A 23,793-nucleotide genomic window follows, 5' to 3' on the forward strand; every position below is an offset into this window, starting at 1 on the left:
ATTGGTGAACTCATCTAATTTGCTTAAAACAAATGAGGTCTAGCAGAAGCCTGCTAGACCAGAAATTTTATTTAGAACGCGATCGCAATTAATTTAAAGATGTATTGCGTCACGAAGAGTTATTGATGGGAGTAATTACAACTAAGGGTGGACAGTAGGACACTGCAAATTAGCTCATCTACATAGGAAGCTCAAGACAAAGCACTCACTGAGTGAAAAATTAAACAGTGCAACTGAAAGCAAATGTGATATTCAAGTGAACTATTGCAGCGCTGGGCTTTAGCAGGAGGCACAAGCTTTTGCCCATAGGTTCAGTATATTAACGCGTGCCTGTCGTTAATGTAACTTGATTCTATACAACTAGATTATTCAGATTTTGCTCAAAAGTCAAGTAGATTCTTAAGACAATATTAAAAAAGCTTGTTTTTTAATTTTTAGTGCTATGTGGAACTGTTCTATATATCTCTGATTTAATTAAATCCATTCTCGATTACGCGAACCGTCATAAATGCTCCGACTTTCTCACTATTGAATCAGCAATTGGCAGAATGATCGTAAAGGTTGAGCCTACACCGACTTGGCTGTGAACACTCACCTGTCCGCCGTGAGCTTCAGCAATTGCCTTAACAATGGATAACCCTAATCCTGCTCCTTCTGAACGACGGCGACGGTTAGAGACTCTGGCAAAGCGATCGAAGATTCGCTGCTGCTCCTCGAGAGCGATCCCTTCTCCGCTATCTTGCACCCAAAAGTGAACGTTGCCTTTGCAAATTGTAGAGCCAATTAGGATTGTATCGGTTGTTTCTGTGTGCTGTATGGCATTTTGTACCAAACGCATAACCGCCTGGATAATTCGCTGACGATCCACGGTGATTTTTCCCTGCGATGCCGCCTCTAGCTGCCAGTTTCGTCTTGCCAACGCCTGCGCCTGATCAAATATCTCTTGGGTAATTGCCACAGCATCAACAGTTTCGATCCTTAAAAAGTTTGGCCGTTCTGCCTTTGCTAGCAAGATTAAATCCTCCACAAAACCGCTCATTCGATCTAGTTCATCCATAACGACTGCTAGAGTTTCCTGCTGATCGTCCGGATTGCTACCCATCAATTCCAGATATCCACGAATGATGGTGATGGGAGTTCGCAGTTCATGTCCAGCATCGTTGACAAAGTTACGCTGGCTAATAAACGAACTTTCCAAGCGATCCATCATCTTGTTGAATGTTGTTGCTAGTTTTGCCAGTTCTCCTTTACCCCGTATTGGAATGCGCTGTGTTAAATCGGTTCCACTAATCGATTCAGCAGTTGTCGCCAATACCCGTAACGGTTGCAGAATCCGTCCGGCAGCAAACCATACCAAAAGCAGTGCAACCAACAGCACTGCAAGAGTAACCTGAATAATCACAGCCACTGCTTCTAGGATTTCAGCATGTTCTTCTGCACTATGGGCAATTACTAACGTTCCGAGTAGTTTTCCGTTTGTTTTAATGGGTTCAACAAAGTAGAAGATGCGATTAATATCGTGATTTTGGCTAACCTGTTCCCCCTCTTTTGGTTCAGCCTGAGTTGCCCATTGCCGCATGAGAGCAGTTTCTGGTTTGAGAGCTTTCGGTAATGCTTTAGGACTAGACTCATAGAATGTTCCATTAACAAATGTAATCAGAAAAATATTGTCTTCTGGAATTTCAACCTTTAAGTATGCTTCAAAGAACCGCTTCATTTCCTGTTCGTTTGTAGGCACCCTAAGGTCGCTCATGAGTGCCTTTTCAGCAGAACTGATGGACTGCACTTCTCTAGTCGCGGCTTTGTCGTTATCTTCTATGCGGTTATTCTCTAATCTTTCGAGGTTAATTCTGCCTGCCAACAATTCTCTGAAGTCTTCCACTTCTCCTAGCATATCCTGACGAACACGCTCATCAACACGGGCAAACAAAAGCTGGCGAAAGGCTGGAATTGCAATGCCAAACGTCAGTACCAAAATCACGACATACCAAACTAGAATTCGAGTGCGGGCTTCTCCCCAAAACTCGCGCCAGAGCAATTGATTTTGAGGTAGGGGAGTGGTACGCTCATCTAGGTTTCTCAAAGAAACGTCTCGCTTACGAAACACCTTCACGCTTGGGTACACTCCTTAACAGCACATCTTTTTTTATATTCTGTGCATCTTTATAAATAATTGGTATAACTTGGTGACTTTGTGCCTTGGTGGTAAAAAATCTTTAACCACCCTACCCTTACGGGAAGCCTATGAGCGCGTCTACGTGTCTACGTGATGGGAACCTTAAGAGTGGCAAGTGGACTCACTAAGACACCAAGACACAAAGAGTTTTCATTTGTTCTAGTTTACGCAGTTCAAGACGACTTAAATTATTTGTGTGGTTGTCTTCTGCCCTCTGCCGTCTGCCCTCTGCCGTCTGCCCTCTGCCTTCTGCGGGGCCCCCACAAATTCGCGATTCGGAGAGCGAATTTGTGGGGAACCCCTTCTGCCCTCTGCCGTCTGCCGTCTGCCCTCTGCCGTCTGCCGTCTGCCCTCTGCCTAAAACCTATCTTCATACTCCAGCACTGCCTGATTATCGCCAGATAAATCAGTGGAAGTACGCAGGCGAAACTCAGAATTAATCCGATAATTCACGCCAAATTGCGGCGGTTCGTCACTCGTTAAAACTTTGAGAGCAGAAAAAGAAATATTACGAGAAACATCAATCCCAGCTTCCGCCGCCAAATCCATCGAAAAATTTCTCCTTGTTACTTCTGGATTCTCTGGATCATCGGAAGCAACAGTAGGAAATACACGTAGTTCACTTAAACCAAAAGCATTACCAATTTGGTTAAAAGCTCGTTGAATATTCAAAGCTGAACCTGCTAAATTTACAAGTCCCAAGGTGCTATCGCCACGTCCCAATGTTTGTACAAAACCACCCCCAAGTAAAGCAACTATTTCTGTTTGATTGCGGGGAGGATTGCTGGTAAGCTCAAGATTTTGGTTAAGCTGGCTAGCTGGGCCGTCAATTCTGGCTTCGACGCGTACAGTATTTACAGGTTCAAAGGACGTAATGTTTTCATCACTGATTTCAGAAGAGAAAGGAGTGGTGGTCACTTGGGAAGGATTAACATCCAATACGTTAGCAAAGAGGCGGATATCCAAGTCAGGGTTTTGATCTCCTCTAAAAACCGCTCTGTTTTTATAACCACGGGCGAGGTTAAATTGAGTAGTAAATAAATTCACATCTCCACCCCGAAGGCGAATAGTTCCTTCAGGTTCGGGATTATTAAATGAACCATTGACATTCAGTGAACCAGTAGCACGGAAACTCAGAATTGGTGGTAAAGCAATTTCTACATTTTTGTCTAATTCCAATTTGAGATCATTAAATCGTGTGGCTGTAGTGCTATTTTCCGATTTTTCTGGTTTATTTGTTTTGCCATAACTAATTTCTTGGTCATTATTGCCAGCATTCATGGCGTTGTTAGCTGATTCTGTGATTAAAACCTGACCATTAGCTAGCTTGAGATTACCACCAATAGCTGGACTGAGAGCAGAACCAGTAATCTGCAAATTGCCACTCACCCCTCCTTGATACCGTCCCTTCAAATTCACTGCTAATTTATTCAAAGACACAGTCAGAGGATTATCTATTTGTTTTTGGGAGTTAGTGAAAATCGGAATTTCTCCTTGAGCTATGACATTGCCCTGACTAAAATTGCCTTGGAGACTTTCAACTTTAATACGGTCAAAATCAAACTGGGCCTTCCCTGTGACATTAGTCAATTTTCCTGGTAAAGCCTGAGCTGAAAATGTGGCATATTTGACAGCAGCAATACCATTCACGATTGGCTGTTGTTTTGTTCCGCGTACAGTGAGATTGACTTCCCCTTCTCCCTTTTCAAAAGCCACTTGATCTGTCAACAAGTTTAAAATTGCTAAGCCTTCGTTTTTCACCTGCACATCCAGATTGATTTGGTCGCTATCTGGTGCAGCAGTAGCAAAAGGTAATTTAGCAGGAACACTGCCAGTGATGGTAACAGGTTCAAAGCCAGCAACCATGACGTTACTACCAAAATTTAAACGTCCATCGTGGTAGCTAAAACTTGCAGTCGCCGATTCTATGCCTTTTTGGTTTAGGGTTCCTTGTGTAATTTGTAATTCTCCTTTAGCCTGGGGATTATTGACGTTGCCTGCTAAAGTTGCTGTAGCGTTGATATTACCTGTTGCACCCATCGGCAACTTGACATAATTACTCAACACTTCCACAGGGAAATTTTTCACCCGTAGCTGACCAGATTGTTCTGTACCACCTACATTACCAGTGAAAGCGATCAGTTTATCTTGAGATTCAATTCGTAAAGGTAGTAACCTGAGAACACCATTTTCAAAGCTACCGTGAGCAATCACTTGTTCTACTGTGTATATACGGTTGGGTTCGCTTTCTCGTCCCCAAACAAAGTTTTGACCATTTAATTTAAAATCTGCTGCCAGTCCATTTTCTGTGGCAGTATCAAAATCAATTTCGCCGTTAAAAGTCCCTTTTAAATCTGCTAAGTCTGGTACTAAAGAAGCATCACGCCGTTGTTGTTGCTGTTGTGCTATCAGTGCTTTAATTTCGGAAAAGCGGCGAATTTGATCTAGTATAGGCTGGCCAGCGGAACCGACTGCTACGGTGTTAAGATCACTAGCCTTACCGTAGGTTGGGGTAGCTGTTCCCCGTTGGAAATCTTGTAGTTCAAAAAACTGGAGTGTTGTTAATATATCTTGGATTTCACCTTGGCTGATGTTTAGTTTGCCTTTGATTTGGGGAGTTGTAGCTGTGGGTGTAAAGTCACCAATAAAGGCATAGCGACTGTTACCTTTGATGAAGGCGCTATCGGTCAGGGTTGTCTTACCATCTTCGTAGCGGAACTGAGCTTGTAAGCGATCGCCTTTAATTCTACCTACTTGCGGCTGAGCGATCGCTACATTCCCGGCTACTGCTAATGTATTTTGATGAAGGAGAAAATCTCCACTCAGTGAACCTGCTATTTCCCCTTGTCCCAAGTAAGTATTTGCAGGTACTGGCAAATTCAACACTTTTAAGGGAAAGTTTTCTACTTTTGCCGCTAAATTATCGCCTTGTGCTTGACCTATTGCCGAAGCTTGCTGCCATTGCACTGTAAAGGAATTGGGACGATTATTTCCATCGAGACTGAGAGCAATTTTGTCACGCTTGCCAGTGACATCCAAATTTAAACCACGTCCTTGCACTGATTGGATGTTACCGTTTAACACCGACTCAAAAGCTAAGTTGTTAACATTCAAGTCCCGCAGTGTCAGTTTTCCTACCAAATTTGGCACAGGCAGATTGCCAGTAATTTTCCCGTTAAAATCAGCTTTTCCAGCTAGATCTACTGTCTGAGGCAACTTTAATGGCAACTGTTGCAGATTGTAATTTTGGGCTTGAACATCAAGATTTAACTCCGTAATTTCAGGTATGCCAGCTTGATTGCTATTGGCTAATATGTAACCACTGGCATTTAAACCAGGGGCTGTTGCTCGTTCAACGAGCAACTTTTCTCCATCCCAGCCGACAAGCGCAGTCAGTGGTCGCTCAATACCAGCTAGACCTTGAGAAAAGTTTACCTGACCTGTTGCCCGGATATCTGCTAACTGAGAGCTTCCTAAATTACCAGCAACTTGGGCTTTGCCACCCAATTTACCTTTTAACTCCTCCTGAAACCGATTTAATTCCACACCAGCGGCATTAACTACAGCCTGATAGCGACCGTTAGCTACTTGGATATTTATGGCTGTAAAACTGCCACCACCAACATTAAGTTTTGCTTGACCGTTAGCTTGAATTGTTTCTGGTTGGAAGGACTCTACAGAACCAGTGACGTTAAACTGACCAGTAACTTTACCGTGTAATTGCTGAGGAATTGGTGTTAATTGTTGTAGTGGTGCGTTCTGAGCTTGCAGTTGTGCCTGATAAACACCGTCAGCTACTTGAATATTCGTAGCAGTAACTGTACCGGTTTTGACAGCTAAACTAGCTGAGCCATTTCCACGTAAAGTTTTCAGGTCAAAATTGTTGGTATTACCTGATACTTGGAATGTACCTGCCATCGCAGCTTGTAATGCTGGTTGTAATGCGGGGGCTGGTTGTTTCAGCAACCGTGCCAACCTTACACCATCCGCCACAAGTTTGGCAGAAAAGCTGTTTTCCCCTAGCTGGATTTGAGAAACTGCCACTGTGCCATCTGCGACTTTTACTTTGGCGTTCTCAGTACGAATATTAGCCAGTTTAAAGGGTGCGGAACTGCCAGAAAGAAGGAGACGACCGTTGAAGCGGGCATCATTAAGATTTATATTTTCTAGTTGTTGGGGATTGACAAAACGTTCTACTTGTACCCCAGTGGCATCAGCAACTGCTTGCCAATTCTGGTTATTCCAACTGCCGGCAACCTGGACTGTACCACCAGCTACACTGAGAGCAACATTACGGAAATTGAGAGTGCGATCGCTATTGACGACAACTTCACCTGTGGTAGGATACTGAGCCTGGGGGGCTTGGAATTGAACTGTTGTTTGCACATTGTCAGCAGTACCAGTCATTTGGGCTGTACCAGAGACAGTACCGACTTTCAAGCCTGGTTGAGAGTTGTAAAGAAGAGCGATCGCATCACCAGGAACATTCTTGGCCGATAAATTAAAATTCAAACGGGGAACTGTCCCCAACTCAACCTTGCCAATACCCTTGATTTCACCGCCGACTTTGGCTTTGCCTTGAATATCTCTAAAGACAATCACCTCATCTTTTGGTGCAAACTCAAACTTGCCACTGGCGCTATCAAAATCAACTTTATCAATCTGGGCAGGCTTGTTAGTGGTAACGATACCTGTAAGAATTGGTTCGGTCGTTTTTCCTGTAAACTGCAAATCTGCTTGCACTTCCCCAGTTACAGGTACAGGCAATTTGAGTTTGAGAGTTTCTTGGACATCAGCGACATTGACGCCATTTACACGCCCTGCCAACTTGTAACCAGCTTCGGTGTCAATAATACCGTTAGCGATTAATGGGATTTTGCCGTAGCTGCCGATGACATTGTCAAGCTTAATTTCTGTGCCTTGAAAGTGCAGCTTTCCTTGGGAATTCAAAAATGGTTGGGGAACTTTCGGAACTTGAAACTGAACCGCTTGCAAATCAACATTACCAAATAATATAGGCGGCTGAGTTTGCCCAATTTGAAACTGCATCTGCAAGTCACCATTGACTCGACCGGCTTGTAATGATAGTGGTAACTTAACTAAGCGCGTCACATCAGAGGCTAGCAACTCTTGCCCGCGTATTTGTAAATTCGTTGCCCATGTCTTTGGGCGGATATCTCCCTTCAAGGCAACATCACCGCCACTGTTTGGTTTTCCTGTCAAGTCCAACCGAATCACTTGGTGATTTTCTAATAGTTGGGCAGTTCCGTTTACTTGTGAAAATGTCACGGGGGAGGAGAGGGGAGAAGACGCGTTAGGAGACGCGGAGATTTTATTTATATTCCCCGTGTCCCCCTTGTCCTCCTTGTCTCCCTTGTCTCCCTTGTCCCCCGTGTCTTCTATATCTCTCTTGCGTGGCACTAAGACTAATTGGGCATTGCGGAACCGTATTTTATCCAAATCTGTTTGAATTGGTTGACCTTGACCTTGTCTTTTGATGGTAGTGGTAATCCAGCGCCCTTGTTGATCCTGTTCAACGTAAACATCTGGATTGACTAAGGTTACATCCAACTTCAGTTCACGCTTCAAAAGTAAATGTAACGGTTCAAAACCCACCTCCACAGCATCGACTGTAACCCTATCCGGGTCTGTGGGTGTTGCTGGAATGGCTGAAGTCCCAAGCTTTACTCCCGTGAGCGAAAATCCCTTAACTTCTCCTAACTTCACTGGACGATTGAGTGTAGTGGTCAGACTTTTTTCTGCTAGTGGTGTTAAATCTTTCTGGATAAAACTCCACAACCGCCAAGCACCACCTATAAGTCCTATTAGTAAAATTCCACCTAAAGCGATGCCACTACGACCCAATATCAACAACCATACACGCTTGTTGTTAGTTGGAGATTTATAATTTTGCTTGAGAGATTTACTCATGGGATTTTACTTTTATTGTTAGCCGAGTTGGAGAGGCACAATAGTTTCACCAACGCATAATAGACGGGTTTTGTTTCTCAAAAGGGTAATAGAAAATTATCCTTTCCCCCTTACCCTTTGCCCTTTTCCCATCTAACAAAGTTTATTGGGTATACCATTTAGCTGGCAATGCCATTACCAGGGTACAAACCCATTTTGGCTTTGGAGTATAAGAATGGCGATGATTTAAGTAAAAAAAAAGAAGCATTTTCGTGCATTTTGGGATAAGCAATTAGTGATTGCTAGCAAAATACTTAATATTCTTTGATATTTGAGTTATCAGTGATAATTTCAGATTTGAAGCTGGAATTGTTGAGAATTGCTGACAAACAAATACAGATTCCAGCTAGAATTCGTTAGTGGTTGACAAAGTCACGTTAAATTAATACCATAAAGTCAAGAATAAAGCGTATTAAACTATACGACTCTATCTGTACCCAATTTAATCTCTAAAATGTAAAAACGGTATACCTATTAATACTGGTATATTCAACACAATTTGAGACACAATATTTGTATAAATTAATATAAGTACAAAAAATTACATCTATTCAGACAACAAGGGACTAGAGGCTGGTGATCAGGTGAGAATATAAATAATAAATTCTGAATCCTAAAACTTTCATAACTCATAAATTAATTCCCTTAATTCTTAATTCCTGTCGTGGCAATACCCTGAATTAATTGACGCTGCCCCAGGAGAAATAAAAATAAAATCGGTACAGTGGTTATAGTTACTGCCGCCATTAGCAAAGGCCAGTTATTGGTAAATTGTTCTTGGAACTCAGCCAAAGCTAGCTGTACAGTTCTCAATTCTGGTTTTGTAGTAAATACTAACGGCTTAAATAAATCATTCCATTCACCGATAAAGGTAAACAGAAACAAAGTTACCAAGGCTGGGCGTGCTAAAGGCAATACTATTTGCCACAAGATTTGTACTCGGTTCGCCCCGTCTATTGCTGCGGCTTCTTCTAACTCTACAGGTATTGTTAAGAAATACTGCCTTAATAAGAAAATACCAAAACCATTTGCAGCGGTTGGTAAAATTAAAGCCCAGTAAGTGTTAATTAGGTGTCCCCATTTCAAGACTAAAAATATAGGAATCACAAGTAATTGAAAGGGAATCACCAGTGTAGCTAACACAATCAATAGCAATGCTTGTCTACCACGAAATTTGAGTCTTGCCAGGGCATAACCTGCCAAGGCAGAAGTCACTATTTGAAAACCCGTGACAGCTAATGCTACCAAGCTAGAATTAGCAAATGCCAGTAAGAATTTACCTCGTCGCCAAGCTTCATGGTAGTTTGCTAAAGACCAACCGTTCTGAAGAAGCAGATTCGGAGTAGTGCCAGGCGGTGCAAGAGATGTCAAGAAAACTACAAAAAGGGGTAACAAGACAATCAGGCCCCCTAACAAAAGTACTGCCAGACTCCAAAAAGAAGAATATTTAAGATTTCCGAGTGGTTTGGACATGTACTGAATTTGAAGATCCAACCATTTGTTTTTTGTGACCAGAGTAAGCCTTCCTCCGGAGGAGCTACGCTAACGCTGCCAGCAACAGCTAATCTATAACATAGTGACTTGTTAAGTTAAATTAAACCACAGTGAGTAAAAATAAGGATTATGGATAAAGGATGAAACATGAAGGCAGCTATGTTGAAGGCAGCTATGTTGAAGGCAGAAGGATGAAAAATTTTCATAGTTCATACTTCACACTTCATCCTACCCTTCGGGAAGCCGCCCAAAGGGCACGGCAGATGCTTTATGCCGGGAAACCCGTCCACCGCACTGCCTCGTCTACATACTTCATCCTTCATTATTGCCCTATATTCATAGGGTTAAATACAATCTTGGTATCAAATGTATCATATATCCAGGAGTGAAAGTACAATGCAGCAGCTAGCAGATCAACCAGAAATCGATTTTCACAGCGAAACCTATAAAGATGCCTATAGTCGCATTAATGCAATCGTGATTGAAGGGGAACAAGAAGCGCATGAAAATTACCTGAAACTTGCTGAACTGCTGAGCGAACACAAAGATGAGCTAATTCGTCTTTCCAAAATGGAAAGTCGTCACAAAAAGGGATTTGAAGCCTGTGGGCGCAATCTCCAAGTAACCCCAGATATAGAGTTTGCTAAACAATTTTTTGCCCAACTGCATCAAAATTTTCAAATAGCAGCACAAGAAGGCAAAATCGTTACTTGTTTGCTGATTCAATCCTTAATCATTGAATGTTTTGCGATCGCAGCATACAACATCTATATCCCTGTTGCTGATGATTTTGCCCGTAAAATTACTGAAAGTGTTGTCAAAGATGAATATAGTCACCTAAATTTTGGAGAAGTTTGGTTAAAAGAACACTTTGAAGAATCAAAAGCTGAATTAGAAGAAGCAAATCGCCAAAATCTTCCTATTGTTTGGCAAATGCTTAACCAAGTTGCAGATGACGCCGAAGTATTGGCAATGGAAAAAGAAGCGTTGGTAGAAGACTTTATGATTCAATACGGTGAAGCTTTAAGTAATATTGGCTTCAATACCCGTGATATCATGCGTCTGTCTGCCTACGGACTTAGAGCTGCGTAATCTCAAGGTAAAAGTTAGAAGGAACAAGGTTAAGGCTTTGACCGTGCCAATTTTAGATTTTGGATTTCGGATTTTGGATTTTGGAATAATCAATACTAAATCGCAAATTTGAAATTCAAAATTGATTGACCTTTTAACTTTTACCTGGTCTTGGTGTAAATCACTATCCAACTGTTGGGAAATCTTGCGCTTTGTGTAGAATTTTCACGGGTTAGAAATTTCTCTCCCACTGACCACTCAGATTTTAGATGACTGGTTGAAGATTGTTTTTTTGGGATGACACATTGGTGTTTCAGTTAGATCACAAATCCAAAACTTTCCAACCACCGGATTTATCTGTCGGTTAATCCGTCTTAAAATCTAAAATCCAAAATCCGTCTTGAAAAGCTTTGAGCCTTGCTATCGCTTTCGGAGCTTACGCTAACGCCGTAAGCCCTAGCTCAAACTTTTCGCAAAATCCAAAATTACATTGCCACCACGCTTTTTAATAAAGCATACGCCTAATAGAATAGTTCATGTTTGGTCTAATTGGACATCTCACTAGTTTGGAACACGCACAAGCGGTAGCCAGAGATTTAGGCTATCCGGAGTACGCAGATCAAGGTCTAGATTTTTGGTGCAGCGCCCCGCCCCAAATTGTTGATCACATCACTGTAACCAGCGTTACTGGTCAGAAAATAGAGGGGAAGTATGTAGAATCCTGCTTTTTGCCAGAAATGCTGGCAACCCGCCGGATTAAAGCAGCTACACGCAAAGTCTTGAATGCTATGGCTCTTGCTCAAAAGCATGATATAGATATTACGGCTTTGGGTGGATTTTCCTCGATAATTTTTGAAAATTTTAATTTAGAGCAGTTCAAACAAGTCCGCAATATCGAACTAGAGTTTGAACGCTTTACCACAGGGAATACACACACCGCTTACATTATTTGTAGACAGGTAGAACAAGCATCAAAACAATTAGGAATTGAACTGTCGAATGCAACTGTTGCTGTGTGTGGAGCAACTGGAGATATTGGTAGTGCCGTTTGTCGTTGGTTAGACGCAAAAACAGATGTTAAGGATCTGCTGCTAATAGCCCGAAACCAAGAACGCCTCACAAACTTGCAAGCAGAACTAGGGCGGGGAAAAATCTTAGCTTTGGAAGAAGCATTGCCTCTTGCTGACATTATAATTTGGGTTGCTAGTATGCCCAAAGGTATGGAAATTGATCCTACAGTGTTGAAAAAACCCTGTTTGTTGATTGATGGAGGCTATCCAAAAAATTTAGCTACTAAGATCCAGGATCCTGATGTGTATGTTCTCAATGGTGGCATTGTGGAGCATTCTCTTGACATTAACTGGAAGATCATGAAAATCGTCAACATGGATGTCCCAGAAAGACAGTTGTTTGCTTGTTTTGCAGAATCAATGCTGCTGGAATTTGAGAAGTTGCATACGAACTTCTCTTGGGGACGCAATCAGATTACCGTAGAAAAGATGGAACAGATTGGTCAAATTTCCATAAAACACGGATTTAGACCACTGTTGGTGTAGGGATGGGGGACTGGGGAACTCACCGGTTCCCTGGTGGGGATAAGGGATCGGAAGAAGACCCAAATACGCGGAGAATTTATCAAAAATATTCTCCATGTCTCCCTTGTCTCCCCAGTCCTCCATGTCTCCCTTGTCTCCCCAGTCCTCAGTCCCCAATCCCCAATCCCCAATCCCCTATTCCCTATTTCCTATTCGTAAAATATGGCAACTACTGAGCGCAAACCACTTCTGTTGGATTTTGAAAAGCCTTTGGCAGAATTAGCAAACCGGATTGAGCAAATCCGTCAACTTGCGGAAGAAAATGGCGTCGATGTTTCTAGTCAAATTCGTCAACTAGAAGCTCGTGCTATGCAATTACGTGAGGAAATTTTTACTAGTCTATCACCATCACAGCGACTCCAAGTCGCTCGTCACCCTCGTCGCCCCAGTACTCTTGATTACATTCAGGCTATTACTGACGAATGGATGGAGTTGCATGGCGATCGCTGTGGTTCTGATGATCCAGCTTTAATTGGTGGTGTTGCTCGTTTGGGAGGGCAACCTGTGGTAATGTTGGGTCATCAAAAAGGGCGTGACACGAAAGATAATATTGCCCGGAATTTTGGTATGGCTACCCCTGGCGGCTATCGTAAGGCAATGCGGTTAATGAAACACGCTAATAAGTTCGGGATGCCTATTTTAACTTTTATTGATACGCCGGGAGCTTTGCCCACTGTGGTCGCTGAACGACAGGGGGCAGGAGAAGCGATCGCTTATAATTTGCGCGAGATGTTTAGCCTGGATGTGCCAATCATTTGCACGGTGATTGGTGAAGGTGGTTCTGGCGGTGCGCTGGGTATTGGTGTAGGCGATCGCCTCCTCATGTTTGAACACTCGGTTTATACTGTGATCACCCCAGAAGCTTGCGCTGCTATTCTCTGGAAAGATGCTAGCAAGGCTCCCCAAGCAGCAGCAGTTCTCAAAATGACTTCTCAGGATCTCAAAAACCTGGGGATTATCGACCAAATTCTGGCAGAACCTGTAGGTGGCGCTCATTCTGACCCAATCAAGACTGCTCAAACTCTGAAAAGTGCTTTATTAGACAATTTAGATGAATTGGGTCGTCTCACTGCTGCTGAACGCCGTCAACTACGTTATGATAAATTCCGTAAAATTGGTGTTTTTACTGAAGTTTCCCACTAGGGATACTGAAATTCTTGATTAGCATAAGAGCAATGCTATAATTGCCTATGGTTCTTAAAGATTTTTAACAATCTTTTTAACCATAGGCATTTACGTTATTGGCAAATTAACTCGGCTGGAGGAGTGATTTGTATGTTTGTTCTGTGCCAATAACAAAACCAAAGGGTGCTACCTTGCCTCCAAGGCAAACATCTCAGTTTTGTCTGGGAAAATTGACTAAATTATATGCCCGTGCTGGCAATGAATAATAGCATTTGTCAAGCATGATTAATCGAATCTTTAGATTTACTTAATCTCAGCAGTAAGTTTAAGGATTTGAATAAAGTGAGTGGCAATGCGATTTTATCTGCCAAAGAATTTGGAATTCACAGCATGAGTTTTGAGCAAAAACAACGCGCCCTGATTACTGGGGCAAGTAGTGGTATTGGTAAAGCAACTGCTTTGGCTTTTGCAAAAGCGGGAGTTGATGTTGCCTTAGTAAGCCGTTCTGTTGAGAAGTTAGCAGTAGTAGCACAAGCAGCTCAGCACGTAGGAGTAAATGCGAAAGCGTATTCTGTGGATTTGGCTTGTGTAGACCAAGTGCAAAAACAAATACAGGCGATCGCTCATGACTTTGGTGACATAGATATTTTGGTCAACAATGCTGGCATGGGTTATGTTGCTAGTTTAAGCGAAACTTCCCTATCTGACTGGCAAAAGGTGCTAAATTTAAATCTTACCAGTGTGTTTGAGTGTATTATGGGAATTTTGCCGGGAATGCGCGATCGCAAGAAAGGCACAATCATCAACGTTGTATCAATTGCCGGCAAGCAAGCGTTTCCCAATTGGGGGGCATACTGCGCCAGCAAAGCTGGTCTTCTAGCTCTTTCGCAAACTTTGGCACAAGAAGAGCGCCCCCACGGCATCCGTGTTAGTGCTATATGTCCTGGTGCAGTCAATACCGAACTATGGGATGCTATCGGTGCTGACTTTGACCGCTCAAAAATGCTATCTCCAGAAATTGTTGCCCAGTCGATTCTACACACTGCATTGTTACCACAGCAAGCAGTGATTGATGAGTTGACCCTGATGCCCAGTGTTGGCGTCCTTTAACAGTTATCAGTTATCGGTAAATACTGATGATTATTCGCTGTTAACTGTTTTCATCGCCCAGTCATCTATATTCTCAAACTATTCAAGACTCATACCATGACTATCGTTAGCTCCAACGGTTCCAATCGTTTTCAGTCTCCTTTGGTTCCCGATTTGACAGAAGCCATTACTACTAGACCCGATCGCAATACTCACGACGGACGAGAACCTGATTTGCACCTACCACAAGAAGAACAAATGGATGAGATGGTGGAAGCCGTGCGGACTCTACTGTTAGGTATAGGAGAAGATCCAGAACGTGAAGGACTACTGAAAACACCAAAGCGGGTAGCAGAAGCCATGCGGTTTTTAACCAGTGGCTACAACCAGTCCTTGGAAGAACTCGTGAATGGAGCGATTTTTGACGAGGGACATAGCGAGATGGTGCTAGTCCGAGATATTAATGTTTTTAGCTTGTGCGAACACCATATGTTGCCATTTATGGGCAAAGCTCACGTCGCTTATATCCCCAATCAAAAAGTCGTAGGCTTGAGTAAGCTTGCTCGTATTGTCGAGATGTATTCTCGTCGCTTGCAAGTACAAGAAAGATTGACTCGCCAAATAGCCGAAGCGGTTCAGACAATCTTAGAACCCCAAGGTGTGGCTGTTGTCATTGAAGCCACCCATATGTGCATGGTAATGCGGGGTGTGCAAAAACCAGGTTCCTGGACTGTCACCAGTGCAATGGTTGGTGTATTCCAGGAAGAACACAAAACCCGCGAAGAATTCTTTAATTTGATTCGTCACCAGGCAGCAATATTTTAAGAAATTGTTGATAGTTGGTAGTTGATTGTTGATTGTTATTTCAAACAACAATCAACAAACAATAATTAACGACTATCTATTTCCTAACTTTTCAAACAACTGAGCTACTTTCTGTAAATCCTTATCCCCAGGCGCACGTTCTACTCCACTAGATAAGTCAATGCCAGTGGGTTTTACTTGACTTAAAGCTTCTAATATGTTATGGGGTGTAAGCCCTCCAGCTAAAAACCAAGGGCAACTGGGCTGGAAATTTTGTAGTAGTTGCCAATCTAAAGTTTTACCTGTACCACCTAACTGCTGCGGATGATAGGCATCAACTAACAGTGTATCTACACAGAGATTATAGATAGCTGCTTTATCAAAATCTGTGGCTGTGCTTATTCTCAACGCTTTAATAATTTCTACCTCAGGCAGAGACTCACGCAACTGCTGACAAAATTCTGGTGATTCATCTCCATGCAACTGCACTCCGGTTAAACCACCATCAACAACAGCCTGCTTGATTTTTTCAGGACGCGTGTTAGCAAATACACCTATGCTGTCAACTTTGCTGGGCAGTTTTTCTACTACAGCCTGAATTTGTTTGATAGTAACATAACGCGGGGAAGTAGTAACACAAATAAATCCCAATGCTGTTGCACCCAAATCAGCGATCGCTTTTCCCTGTTGTGGTTGAGTGATACCGCAAATTTTAATCCGCATAAAAATTTTAGAGATTTTTTCCAATACAAAAAAGTTAGTTTTTCCCTAGCAATCTTATAATTTGTGTGGTCTACATCAAAATTTTTCTATAGGAGACAAAAGCTTGATGTCATCAATCTTACTAGCAGCCGCAGCCGCAGTCCCTCCGACACCCGAGTGGAGTCCCAAAGTGGCACTGATTATTAGCATCAGCTGTTTGGTGGCTGTTTTGCTAAGTTTCAGGATTGAAAAGCCCAAAGTTGGCCCAAAAATGCCTGGGCTACCTTTGAGTGTTCCCGCCTTTGTTGCTGCGATGGCTTTTGGTCATGTCATCGGTGTTGCCATTGTTTTGGGATTGACTAATATCGGTAGTATCTAGGCGAATTTGGAATTTTAAATTCCAAATTGACAATTGTTTCGGTCATCCTAACCAAGGAAAGAGGAGTTAACCTCTCCCAGGAAGGAAGATACGCCACTTATTTGGATAGAGCATGGACATGGCTGTAGAGATGTGGGGTTTCGTAAGGAATCTCGCCTTTCTACAGCTAAATCTATTTATTCATGTAGGAGAAACAATTGTGATGTCATCAATTTTATTTGCAGTTCAAAGTACTGTTCCCAATACCTACACTTCATGGGGCTTGTCGGAATTTTTGTATATCACCGGCGCTTGTCTGTTGTGTCTTTTTATTATTCCCCGCGTTGTTTGGTATCCCCACGTTGGCCCAAAAATGCCCTTGCCTTTCCCTTCAGCTTTCAATAATCCCAGTGTTGGTACATTCCTGGCTGCAATGGCTGCTGGTCACATCCTTGGCGTCGGTGCAGTTTTGGGGTTGACTAACTTGGGCGTCCTGTAGATTTCGGTAATATACTACAAGTAATACATAAAACAGCAGATGTTTGAGCTTTTCAGATGAATTGGGAAGTGCTTTGTCTGCTGTTTTTGTTTATGTATTTATGTCGTTGGCTGGAATTGTCTATTCTAGAAATTGGGTAAATCAATAACATAGATGTATTTTTCGTGGTGGCTGTTAGTGGATAGTGGTTAGTGGTAATACCAACAACCAACAACTAACTACTAACAAATCTTAATAATCTAGGAAATAAAAATGCAAACAAATACAAATTGGCGAATAGGGTCTTTATTCGGGATTCCTTTATTTTTAGACCCCTTGTGGTTTTTGATTCTAGGGTTGGCAACCCTGAACTTTGGTGTAGCTTACCAGGAATTAGGAACAGTTTGGGCTTGGAGTGCAGGAGTAATCATGGCACTACTGCTGTTTGCTTCGGTGTTGTTACACGAGTTGGGCCACAGCTTGGTGGCGCGATCGCAAGGCATTAAAGTAAATTCCATTACTTTGTTTTTATTTGGCGGGATTGCCGCGATTGAAGAAGAATCTAAAACACCTGGTAAAGCCTTTCAAGTAGCGATCGCTGGGCCAGCAGTTAGCATCGCCTTATTTGTGCTGCTACGTCTGGGGGCTGATGTATTACCTGACACAAGCGCGCTACGAATGATGATAGGAGATTTAGCGAGAATTAATTTAGTATTAGCCTTATTTAATTTGATTCCTGGCTTGCCTTTAGATGGGGGACAGGTGTTAAAAGCAGCTGTATGGAAAGCTACAGGTGATCGCTTTCAAGCCGTACATTGGGCAGCAAAAACAGGACAAATTTTAGGTTATGCTGCGATCGCTCTGGGCTTGGCAGTAGACTATTTTACAGGCGAGTTAGTTACGGGTTTGTGGATCGCCCTGTTGGGTTGGTTTGGTATCCGCAACGCCACTACTTATGATCGCGTCACCATTCTGCAAGAAACCTTGCTGAAGTTAAAAGCAACTGATGTCATGACTCGCGATTTTCGCATAGTTGATGCCAACCAAAGCTTACGTACCTTCGCCGACTTATACTTATTAGAAACAAATCCTGCACAGATTTATTTTGCTGAGTCTGATGGACGTTATCGGGGTATGGTTGCCATTGATGACTTGCGAACAGTAGAAAGAAGCGAATGGGAAACCAGGACTGTTGATGCGATCGTGCATCCCTTGACAGAAATTCCTAGCGTCGGGGAATCAACTAGTATCGCTGAAATCATTAACAAACTGGAAAGCGAACAGTTACCCCGCGTTACCGTGCTTTCGCCTGCGGGTGCTGTTGCGGGTATCATTGATCGAGGGGATATTGTCCGAACAGTAGCGCAAAATCTGGGTTTGCGGATCACTGATGCTGAGATTAAGCGAATTAAAGAGGAAGGAAGTTACCCACAGGGGTTGCAATTACAGGTAATAGCGAAGTCAACCACGAATTAACAGTCAGCAGTTATCATTGCTTAAATCTCCTTAATTATGGAGATTTCCCTGGGAAGTATCCCAAATGTTTGAGTTTTTTTTTCAACGCAGAGTGACGCAGAGGTTGACGCAAAGGATCGCAGAGTGTTAGTCTTTCTTTGTGTTTTGAAAAAATTGGGATGCTCTTTGTCCCTGTAGTCTGTTAACAATTAGCCGCTTTTTGAGTTAGCCACTCATACCAATTTTCTAGCCCAGTTCCGGTTAATGCTGAAACTTGAAAAATCTGAATTTGAGGATTGACCTGCTGGGCATATTCTATACATTTTTGCACATCAAATTGGATGTAAGGCAGCAAGTCAATTTTAGTGAGAAGCATAACTTCACTAGCGCGGAACATGTGAGGATATTTGATTGGTTTGTCTTCTCCTTCTGTGATAGAGAGAATTACGACTTTGAGGTTTTCTCCTAAATCAAATAATGCTGGACAAACCAAATTACCAACATTCTCAATCATCACAACTGAATTCAGTGGCGGATTGAGTTGTTGTAATCCCTTTTCGATCATGGCTGCATCGAGATGACAGCCTGTACCTGTGTTAATTTGGATAACTTTGCAGCCTGTGGCTTGAATTTTTTTGGCATCGTTGATAGTTTCTTGATCGCCTTCTATAACGCTAATATTTAACTGTTTTTTTAAATCATTGATAGTGCGAGTTAAGAGGGTGGTTTTACCAGCACCTGGAGAACTCATGAGATTTAATGCAAGGATATTTCTACCTTTAAACCAGCCGCGATTTTGGGCTGCTATTAAGTTATTTTTAGTTAAAATATCTTGTTCTAAAGATATTGTTGTGCTGTGTATTTTCGCATGAATATGAGATGTTGTTTCGTGAGTATGGTCGTGACTGTGAGAATGAGTAATGACAGTACCATCTGCTAAAGTGTGGGTGTGAGTATGATGACTATGCCCATTAGTATCTATTGCCATGACTTGACTGGTTTCTAAATTAGAGATTTTGGCTTCATTATCATCGGAACAACCGCAAGTTACACACATATTTCCTCTATTTCTATTTCTTTAATTTTCAATTCTTGACCAGCAATTAAGTTTATTTGCTGACTACCACATTGACACTGGCCAAAGGGTTGTGTTAGAGGAATTTCTGAACCACATTGGCAGCATTTTCCTAAGCCTGCTATTTCCGAAATTTCTAATTTCGCTCCTTCTAAAACTGTTCCTTGAGAACAAATATCAAAACAAAATCGGATTGCATCGGGCATGATGGCTGAAAGTTGACCTATTTCTAATAGTACCCGTTGCACTTTTAAACCGTGGGCATGTTCGGCTACAATTGCTACGATATTTTGGGTAATGCTAAGTTCATGCATAAGTTTTTTAATTTATTAATTAGCCCAAAGTTTCAATTTTTCGACCACCGATGCACACAGATGCACACCGATAATTTATCTGTGTTAATCTGTGTGCATCTGTGTTCGTTCTTTCAAAATATCTACTCTGGCGTTATGTCTATATAACATGGTATTGTTAACAAATTCGTGGTAATTGATCGCCGACAAGCATATCTACAATCCGTTCTGTACCAAAAATAGTTTTTAATAAAACGATACCTGGGGGGGAAGGAATAACTTCCCCGATAATACAAGCATTTTTTCCTGCGGGGTGGGATTTCATTGCTGATAAAACTGTATCAGCATATTTGTGTTTTACTACTACGACGAGTTTACCTTCGTTGGCTAAATACAATGGATCTAAACCTAATATTTCGCAAACCCCTTGCACTTCTTCCCGAATTGAAATTGATTGTTCATGAAGGCGAATTGCGACATTAGAACTGAGGGCAAATTCATTTAATACAGTAGCTAAACCACCCCGTGTCGCGTCCCGCATAGCATGAATTTCGGGACAAACATCAAGAATATTTTGGACTAAATCATGTAATGGTTGGCAATCACTTTCTATATTCGTTTCTAATGCTAATTCTCCACGGGCGATGAGAATAGCTGTACCATGATTACCTAATTCACCATTAATAATGATTACATCTCCAGGTTGAAGATTATGGGCAGAAATAGAAACACCTGCACGAATTACGCCAATACCAGTTGTGTTAATAAACAGCTTATCGGCTGCACCACGATGTACAACTTTTGTGTCACCAGTGACAATTTGTACACCAGCTTTATTGGCTGCAATTTGCATACTGATAACAACGCGTCTTAATGTTTCTATTGATAAACCTTCTTCTAAAATGACGCTACAGCTAAGATATAGAGGCTTAGCACCACTCACTGCTAAATCATTGATCGTACCATTAACAGCTAATTCCCCGATATCACCACCAGGAAAAAATAAAGGATCTACAACATAAGAATCAGTTGTAAAAGCCAGTCTATCTCCTTGTTGGAGAAGACTCGCTAAATCAAAAGTTGCTTGGTCTTCTAATTGTGAAAGAATTGGATTATCAAACTTACTAACAAAAACATCATCAATTAAATCGCGCATAGCTTTACCACCGCTACCATGGGCGAGAGTGATGTTTTCATCATGTATTTTTCCTCGGTGACGGCGGATTTTTTCGATGTTTTGAAACAGAGAATTTTGGGAGGAATTAGCAGAGGAAAGGTTCATATAGTTAGTTGTTAGTTGGTGGTTGATTGTTGGTTGTTGGTGGTCACTTATCTTCACCTTCAAGCAGCGGTATATCCACCATCAACAAATAAAATAGCACCAGTAATATAAGAAGATGCATCGGAAGCTAAAAAAACCAATGGGCCAATTAATTCCTCTGGTTTGCCACGACGTGCCATTGGTGTAAAAGTGACAATTTGTTTTTGCTTTTCAAGCTTTTCATGCTCTGCATTTGCACCTAGCATGATATTTTCAAAGTAGCCTGGTGCGATCGCATTCACTCGGATATTTTTCGAGGCCCATTCCACCGCCATCACACGCGTCAGTTGGTTAATTCCACCCTTAGCAGCACTATAAGCAACCAACCCAGGAATACCCACAACAGAAGCAATTGAGGAAATATTAATAATTGCACCACCCGTATTTTGCTTCATCATCTGGATAGCAGCAAATTGCGAACAGTGAAAATGTCCCTTCAAATTCACATTTAGAATTTCATCCCATTCAGACTCCAAAAGTGCTTCTGCGGGTTTGATAATGTCAATTCCAGCATTATTCACCAGAATATTAACCTGTCCAAACTCATTAACTGCAAACTGAATCAAATCATTACAACTATCACTCTCCGAAATATCAACAAAAGTTGCACTTGCAACTCCCCCAGCATCTTTAATCGTTTGTGCTGTTTGTTTCGCTTCCTCAAAATTGCGATCGCCAACAATCACCTTCACACCAAGATCAGCCAAACCCACAGCCATCACCTTTCCCAAACCCCGTCCGGAACCAGTGATAATTGCCACTTTCCCAGACAAATCAAATAAATTTGGTTGCATACATCCAATCAAAAGTTAACTACCTTCCCGTAAAAATCTTGCTAAGAAACTCCTCTTTAACCTCTTGACTCTGTGTTCTCTGTGCCTCTGTGGTTAAATAAAAAACTTTTTAACCACAGAGAGGCAGAGGGCGCAGAGAAAAAAAGAAATTTTTCGATTCACCTTGAAAGGGCTATTATTTAACTTTTGACTTAAATTTACACCCCCTTCTCCACATGCCTACCACCATGTTTATCAACATGTAAAACACCACCGACAGCCCAATTTTCCCTTTCAAACTCATCAATATGTACAGTCACCCATTCCGGCTTAGTACCCATAGTCGTAACCAAAGCATCAGTAATTGCTTGCACCAACTGCCGCTTCTTTTCAATAGAATGACCCTTCGTAATTTGAACAGTCACAAATGGCATAAAACCTCCCATTCTTCTTGGCTTCTTGGCGTCTTGGCGGTTCGTCCAAAAAAGATATTCTGCAATTCGCTAAACCCCCACCCCCTCTCTCCCAACCATAGAAAAACGACCATATTTGTAATAAGCTGCACACGCACCTTCCGAAGACACCATACAAGTACCAATTGGTGTTTCCGGCGTACAAGCAGTACCAAACACCTTGCACTCCCAAGGCTTCATCACACCCTTGAGAATTTCTCCACACTTACAAGCCTTATGATCTGCTAGTTTCAAATTAGGAATAATAAACTTTAACTCTGCATCAAACTGGGCATATTCAGAACGAATTTTTAACCCAGAATAAGGTATATCACCCAAGCCACGCCACTCAAAAAATTCTCGTGATTCAAACACTGTATTCATAGCAGTTAGTGCCAATTGATTACCCCGATTTTCTACCAATCGACGATATTGATTTTCAACTTCGCAGCGTTTTTCTACTAACTGCCGTACTAGCATCCAAACTGATTGGAGAATATCTAAAGGTTCAAACCCAGAAATAACAATCGGCTTGTGATATTGTTGAGAAATAAATTGATAAGGTTCAGTACCAATTACCACACTGACATGTCCAGGCCCGACAAATCCATCGAGTTGTAGGTCAGGATTATCTAACAGTGCTTGTAAAGCAGGAATCACAAGAACGTGATTACAAAACATGCTGAAGTTATGAATTTTTTCTGCGGCTGCTTGTAGGATGGTAAAAGCAGTGCTAGGAGCTGTAGTTTCAAAACCTAAGGCAAAAAATACAACTTCCTTGTTGGGGTTTTCTTTGGCAATTTTCAGGCTATCTAAGGGCGAGTAAACCATGCGGATATCTGCACCAGTGGCTTTCGCTTGCAGCAAACTAGTTTGAGAACCAGGAACCCGCATCGCATCGCCAAAGGTGGCAAAGATGACGTTAGGATGTTGGGCGATCGCGATCGCATCATCTAACCTGCCCTTTGGCATAACGCACACCGGACAACCAGGCCCATGAATTAATTCTATTGCCTTGGGTAGGACTGCTTCGATGCCATACTTAAATATAGAATGGGTATGACCGCCGCATACTTCCATGATTTTAATTTGTTTATCTAGCTGGCAAGATAATTTTTCTATTTGCCAAACTAGTGCTTTAGCTTTATTAGAATCACGAAACTCATCTACATATTTCATATGAATATTGGTTGGTGGATGGTAGTTGTTTGTTGGTTGTTCCAAACAACAACCAACAATCAACAATCAACAATTTGCGATTTCTTGCAGCATCTGCAAGGTTTCTAATGCTTCTTTTTCATTAATCCGGTTCATAGCAAAGCCAACATGAACTAATACCCAGTCACCAATGCAAGATTCGGGAGGATGTTGTTCATCTACTATACAAGCAATGTTAATTTGGCGTTTGACACCAGCGATGTTGACGATGGCTAGTTTATGATTTTGGTTTGTAATTTCGATGATTTGACCGGGAATACCTAAGCACATTGTTTATTTTCCTGTTTAATAAACTGCGAAGAACGCAAAGGCAGAAATTATAAGATTTGGATAATATATAATTA

General features: G+C 41.9%; 20 protein-coding genes. 8 read left to right on the forward strand and 12 right to left on the reverse strand.

All coding sequences use genetic code 11. The features are described from left to right. Nucleotides 1–502: 502 nt before the first annotated feature. The 4 genes from UYI_RS0109865 to UYI_RS0109880 form a co-directional block, all read right to left on the reverse strand. On the reverse strand, nt 503–2,113 hold the full coding sequence (locus UYI_RS0109865; RefSeq protein ID WP_157226324.1) for a sensor histidine kinase: 1,611 nt from the start codon (nt 2,111–2,113) through the stop codon (nt 503–505). A gap of 251 nt (nt 2,114–2,364) precedes the next feature. After that, nucleotides 2,365–2,550: a hypothetical protein gene (locus UYI_RS0109870; protein ID WP_016866501.1), complete on the reverse strand. Its 186-nt coding sequence runs from the start codon at nt 2,548–2,550 to the stop codon at nt 2,365–2,367. Beyond that, nucleotides 2,534–8,107 carry a translocation/assembly module TamB domain-containing protein gene (locus UYI_RS0109875; RefSeq protein WP_016866502.1) on the reverse strand — a complete coding sequence of 1,858 codons (5,574 nt, stop codon included), beginning with the start codon at nt 8,105–8,107 and terminating at the stop codon, nt 2,534–2,536. Before UYI_RS0109875 ends, UYI_RS0109870 begins: the two co-directional genes overlap by 17 nt. Nucleotides 8,108–8,791: 684 nt before the next feature. Further along, nucleotides 8,792–9,619, reverse strand: a complete 828-nt coding sequence (locus UYI_RS0109880; protein ID WP_016866503.1) for a carbohydrate ABC transporter permease — start codon at nt 9,617–9,619, stop codon at nt 8,792–8,794. Nucleotides 9,620–10,036: 417 nt separating this feature from the next. On the opposite strand from UYI_RS0109880, the gene UYI_RS0109885 reads away from it, so the two are divergent. From UYI_RS0109885 to folE, 5 genes are all read left to right on the forward strand, one after another. Continuing rightward, nucleotides 10,037–10,732, forward strand: coding sequence for an aldehyde oxygenase (deformylating) (locus UYI_RS0109885; RefSeq protein ID WP_016866504.1), 696 nt, complete (start codon nt 10,037–10,039; stop codon nt 10,730–10,732). Nucleotides 10,733–11,247: 515 nt separating this feature from the next. Beyond that, a complete protein-coding gene (locus UYI_RS0109890; protein ID WP_016866505.1) occupies nt 11,248–12,267 on the forward strand; it encodes a long-chain acyl-[acyl-carrier-protein] reductase in 1,020 nt (339 codons plus the stop codon). 201 nt (nt 12,268–12,468) lie between these two features. After that, nucleotides 12,469–13,449 (forward strand): acetyl-CoA carboxylase carboxyltransferase subunit alpha, encoded by a 981-nt coding sequence (locus UYI_RS0109895; protein ID WP_016866506.1) that lies wholly within the window; start codon nt 12,469–12,471, stop codon nt 13,447–13,449. Between the two features lie 372 nt (nt 13,450–13,821). Beyond that, a complete protein-coding gene (locus tag UYI_RS0109900) occupies nt 13,822–14,541 on the forward strand; it encodes an SDR family oxidoreductase (protein WP_026085857.1) in 720 nt (239 codons plus the stop codon). 96 nt (nt 14,542–14,637) lie between these two features. Beyond that, nucleotides 14,638–15,345, forward strand: a complete 708-nt coding sequence (gene folE, locus UYI_RS0109905) for a GTP cyclohydrolase I FolE (RefSeq protein ID WP_016866508.1) — start codon at nt 14,638–14,640, stop codon at nt 15,343–15,345. A 72-nt stretch (nt 15,346–15,417) separates the two neighbouring features. Here the strand turns inward: folE and UYI_RS0109910 are convergent, their stop codons facing one another. Beyond that, a complete protein-coding gene (locus UYI_RS0109910) occupies nt 15,418–16,047 on the reverse strand; it encodes a phosphoribosylanthranilate isomerase (protein ID WP_016866509.1) in 630 nt (209 codons plus the stop codon). A gap of 106 nt (nt 16,048–16,153) precedes the next feature. Between UYI_RS0109910 and psaK the strand changes: the two genes are divergently transcribed. The 3 genes from psaK to UYI_RS0109925 all read left to right on the forward strand — a co-directional run bounded on the left by psaK (nt 16,154) and on the right by UYI_RS0109925 (nt 18,338). Further along, on the forward strand, nt 16,154–16,405 hold the full coding sequence (gene psaK / locus UYI_RS0109915) for a photosystem I reaction center subunit PsaK (protein ID WP_016866510.1): 252 nt from the start codon (nt 16,154–16,156) through the stop codon (nt 16,403–16,405). 199 nt (nt 16,406–16,604) lie between these two features. Continuing rightward, a complete protein-coding gene (locus tag UYI_RS0109920; RefSeq protein WP_026085859.1) occupies nt 16,605–16,883 on the forward strand; it encodes a photosystem I reaction center subunit X-like protein in 279 nt (92 codons plus the stop codon). Nucleotides 16,884–17,135: 252 nt separating this feature from the next. Then, the gene (locus UYI_RS0109925) at nt 17,136–18,338 is read left to right on the forward strand and encodes a site-2 protease family protein (RefSeq protein WP_016866512.1); all 1,203 of its coding nucleotides are present in this window, start codon (nt 17,136–17,138) and stop codon (nt 18,336–18,338) included. Between the two features lie 181 nt (nt 18,339–18,519). Here UYI_RS0109925 and hypB read toward each other — a convergent pair whose 3' ends face one another. The 7 genes from hypB to UYI_RS0109960 form a co-directional block, all read right to left on the reverse strand. Beyond that, nucleotides 18,520–19,374 carry a hydrogenase nickel incorporation protein HypB gene (hypB, locus tag UYI_RS0109930; protein WP_016866513.1) on the reverse strand — a complete coding sequence of 285 codons (855 nt, stop codon included), beginning with the start codon at nt 19,372–19,374 and terminating at the stop codon, nt 18,520–18,522. Beyond that, entirely contained in the window at nt 19,365–19,706 is a 342-nt protein-coding gene (gene hypA / locus UYI_RS0109935) for a hydrogenase maturation nickel metallochaperone HypA (protein ID WP_009457436.1), read from the reverse strand. The genes hypB and hypA overlap by 10 nt, the downstream gene beginning before the upstream one ends. Before the next feature lie 157 nt (nt 19,707–19,863). Then, complete coding sequence (hypE, locus tag UYI_RS0109940) at nt 19,864–20,967, reverse strand: hydrogenase expression/formation protein HypE (RefSeq protein ID WP_016866514.1); 1,104 nt, start codon at nt 20,965–20,967, stop codon at nt 19,864–19,866. A gap of 59 nt (nt 20,968–21,026) precedes the next feature. Continuing rightward, nucleotides 21,027–21,800, reverse strand: a complete 774-nt coding sequence (locus tag UYI_RS0109945; RefSeq protein WP_016866515.1) for an SDR family NAD(P)-dependent oxidoreductase — start codon at nt 21,798–21,800, stop codon at nt 21,027–21,029. 197 nt (nt 21,801–21,997) lie between these two features. Continuing rightward, on the reverse strand, nt 21,998–22,213 hold the full coding sequence (locus UYI_RS0109950) for a tautomerase family protein (protein WP_026085860.1): 216 nt from the start codon (nt 22,211–22,213) through the stop codon (nt 21,998–22,000). Between the two features lie 69 nt (nt 22,214–22,282). Next, nucleotides 22,283–23,410: a hydrogenase formation protein HypD gene (gene hypD / locus UYI_RS0109955; RefSeq protein ID WP_026085861.1), complete on the reverse strand. Its 1,128-nt coding sequence runs from the start codon at nt 23,408–23,410 to the stop codon at nt 22,283–22,285. 66 nt (nt 23,411–23,476) lie between these two features. Further along, nucleotides 23,477–23,719 (reverse strand): HypC/HybG/HupF family hydrogenase formation chaperone, encoded by a 243-nt coding sequence (locus UYI_RS0109960; RefSeq protein ID WP_016866518.1) that lies wholly within the window; start codon nt 23,717–23,719, stop codon nt 23,477–23,479. Nucleotides 23,720–23,793 lie beyond the last annotated feature (74 nt).

The sequence above is a fragment of the Fischerella muscicola PCC 7414 genome (assembly GCF_000317205.1).
In the GTDB taxonomy this organism is placed as follows: domain Bacteria; phylum Cyanobacteriota; class Cyanobacteriia; order Cyanobacteriales; family Nostocaceae; genus Fischerella; species Fischerella muscicola.

Excerpts from the sequence above, each read along its gene's own strand:
- UYI_RS0109925 (WP_016866512.1), top strand. The coding sequence starts at position 17,136 with ATGCAAACAAATACAAATTGGCGAATAGGGTCTTTATTCGGGATTCCT.
- hypE (WP_016866514.1), bottom strand. The coding sequence starts at position 20,967 with ATGAACCTTTCCTCTGCTAATTCCTCCCAAAATTCTCTGTTTCAAAAC.
- folE (WP_016866508.1), top strand. The coding sequence starts at position 14,638 with ATGACTATCGTTAGCTCCAACGGTTCCAATCGTTTTCAGTCTCCTTTG.
- hypA (WP_009457436.1), bottom strand. The coding sequence starts at position 19,706 with ATGCATGAACTTAGCATTACCCAAAATATCGTAGCAATTGTAGCCGAA.
- UYI_RS0109950 (WP_026085860.1), bottom strand. The coding sequence starts at position 22,213 with ATGCCATTTGTGACTGTTCAAATTACGAAGGGTCATTCTATTGAAAAG.
- UYI_RS0109945 (WP_016866515.1), bottom strand. The coding sequence starts at position 21,800 with ATGCAACCAAATTTATTTGATTTGTCTGGGAAAGTGGCAATTATCACT.
- hypB (WP_016866513.1), bottom strand. The coding sequence starts at position 19,374 with ATGTGTGTAACTTGCGGTTGTTCCGATGATAATGAAGCCAAAATCTCT.
- UYI_RS0109880 (WP_016866503.1), bottom strand. The coding sequence starts at position 9,619 with ATGTCCAAACCACTCGGAAATCTTAAATATTCTTCTTTTTGGAGTCTG.
- UYI_RS0109895 (WP_016866506.1), top strand. The coding sequence starts at position 12,469 with ATGGCAACTACTGAGCGCAAACCACTTCTGTTGGATTTTGAAAAGCCT.
- psaK (WP_016866510.1), top strand. The coding sequence starts at position 16,154 with ATGTCATCAATCTTACTAGCAGCCGCAGCCGCAGTCCCTCCGACACCC.
- UYI_RS0109870 (WP_016866501.1), bottom strand. The coding sequence starts at position 2,550 with ATGAAGATAGGTTTTAGGCAGAGGGCAGACGGCAGACGGCAGAGGGCA.
- UYI_RS0109910 (WP_016866509.1), bottom strand. The coding sequence starts at position 16,047 with ATGCGGATTAAAATTTGCGGTATCACTCAACCACAACAGGGAAAAGCG.
- UYI_RS0109890 (WP_016866505.1), top strand. The coding sequence starts at position 11,248 with ATGTTTGGTCTAATTGGACATCTCACTAGTTTGGAACACGCACAAGCG.
- UYI_RS0109900 (WP_026085857.1), top strand. The coding sequence starts at position 13,822 with ATGAGTTTTGAGCAAAAACAACGCGCCCTGATTACTGGGGCAAGTAGT.
- hypD (WP_026085861.1), bottom strand. The coding sequence starts at position 23,410 with ATGAAATATGTAGATGAGTTTCGTGATTCTAATAAAGCTAAAGCACTA.
- UYI_RS0109960 (WP_016866518.1), bottom strand. The coding sequence starts at position 23,719 with ATGTGCTTAGGTATTCCCGGTCAAATCATCGAAATTACAAACCAAAAT.
- UYI_RS0109885 (WP_016866504.1), top strand. The coding sequence starts at position 10,037 with ATGCAGCAGCTAGCAGATCAACCAGAAATCGATTTTCACAGCGAAACC.
- UYI_RS0109875 (WP_016866502.1), bottom strand. The coding sequence starts at position 8,107 with ATGAGTAAATCTCTCAAGCAAAATTATAAATCTCCAACTAACAACAAG.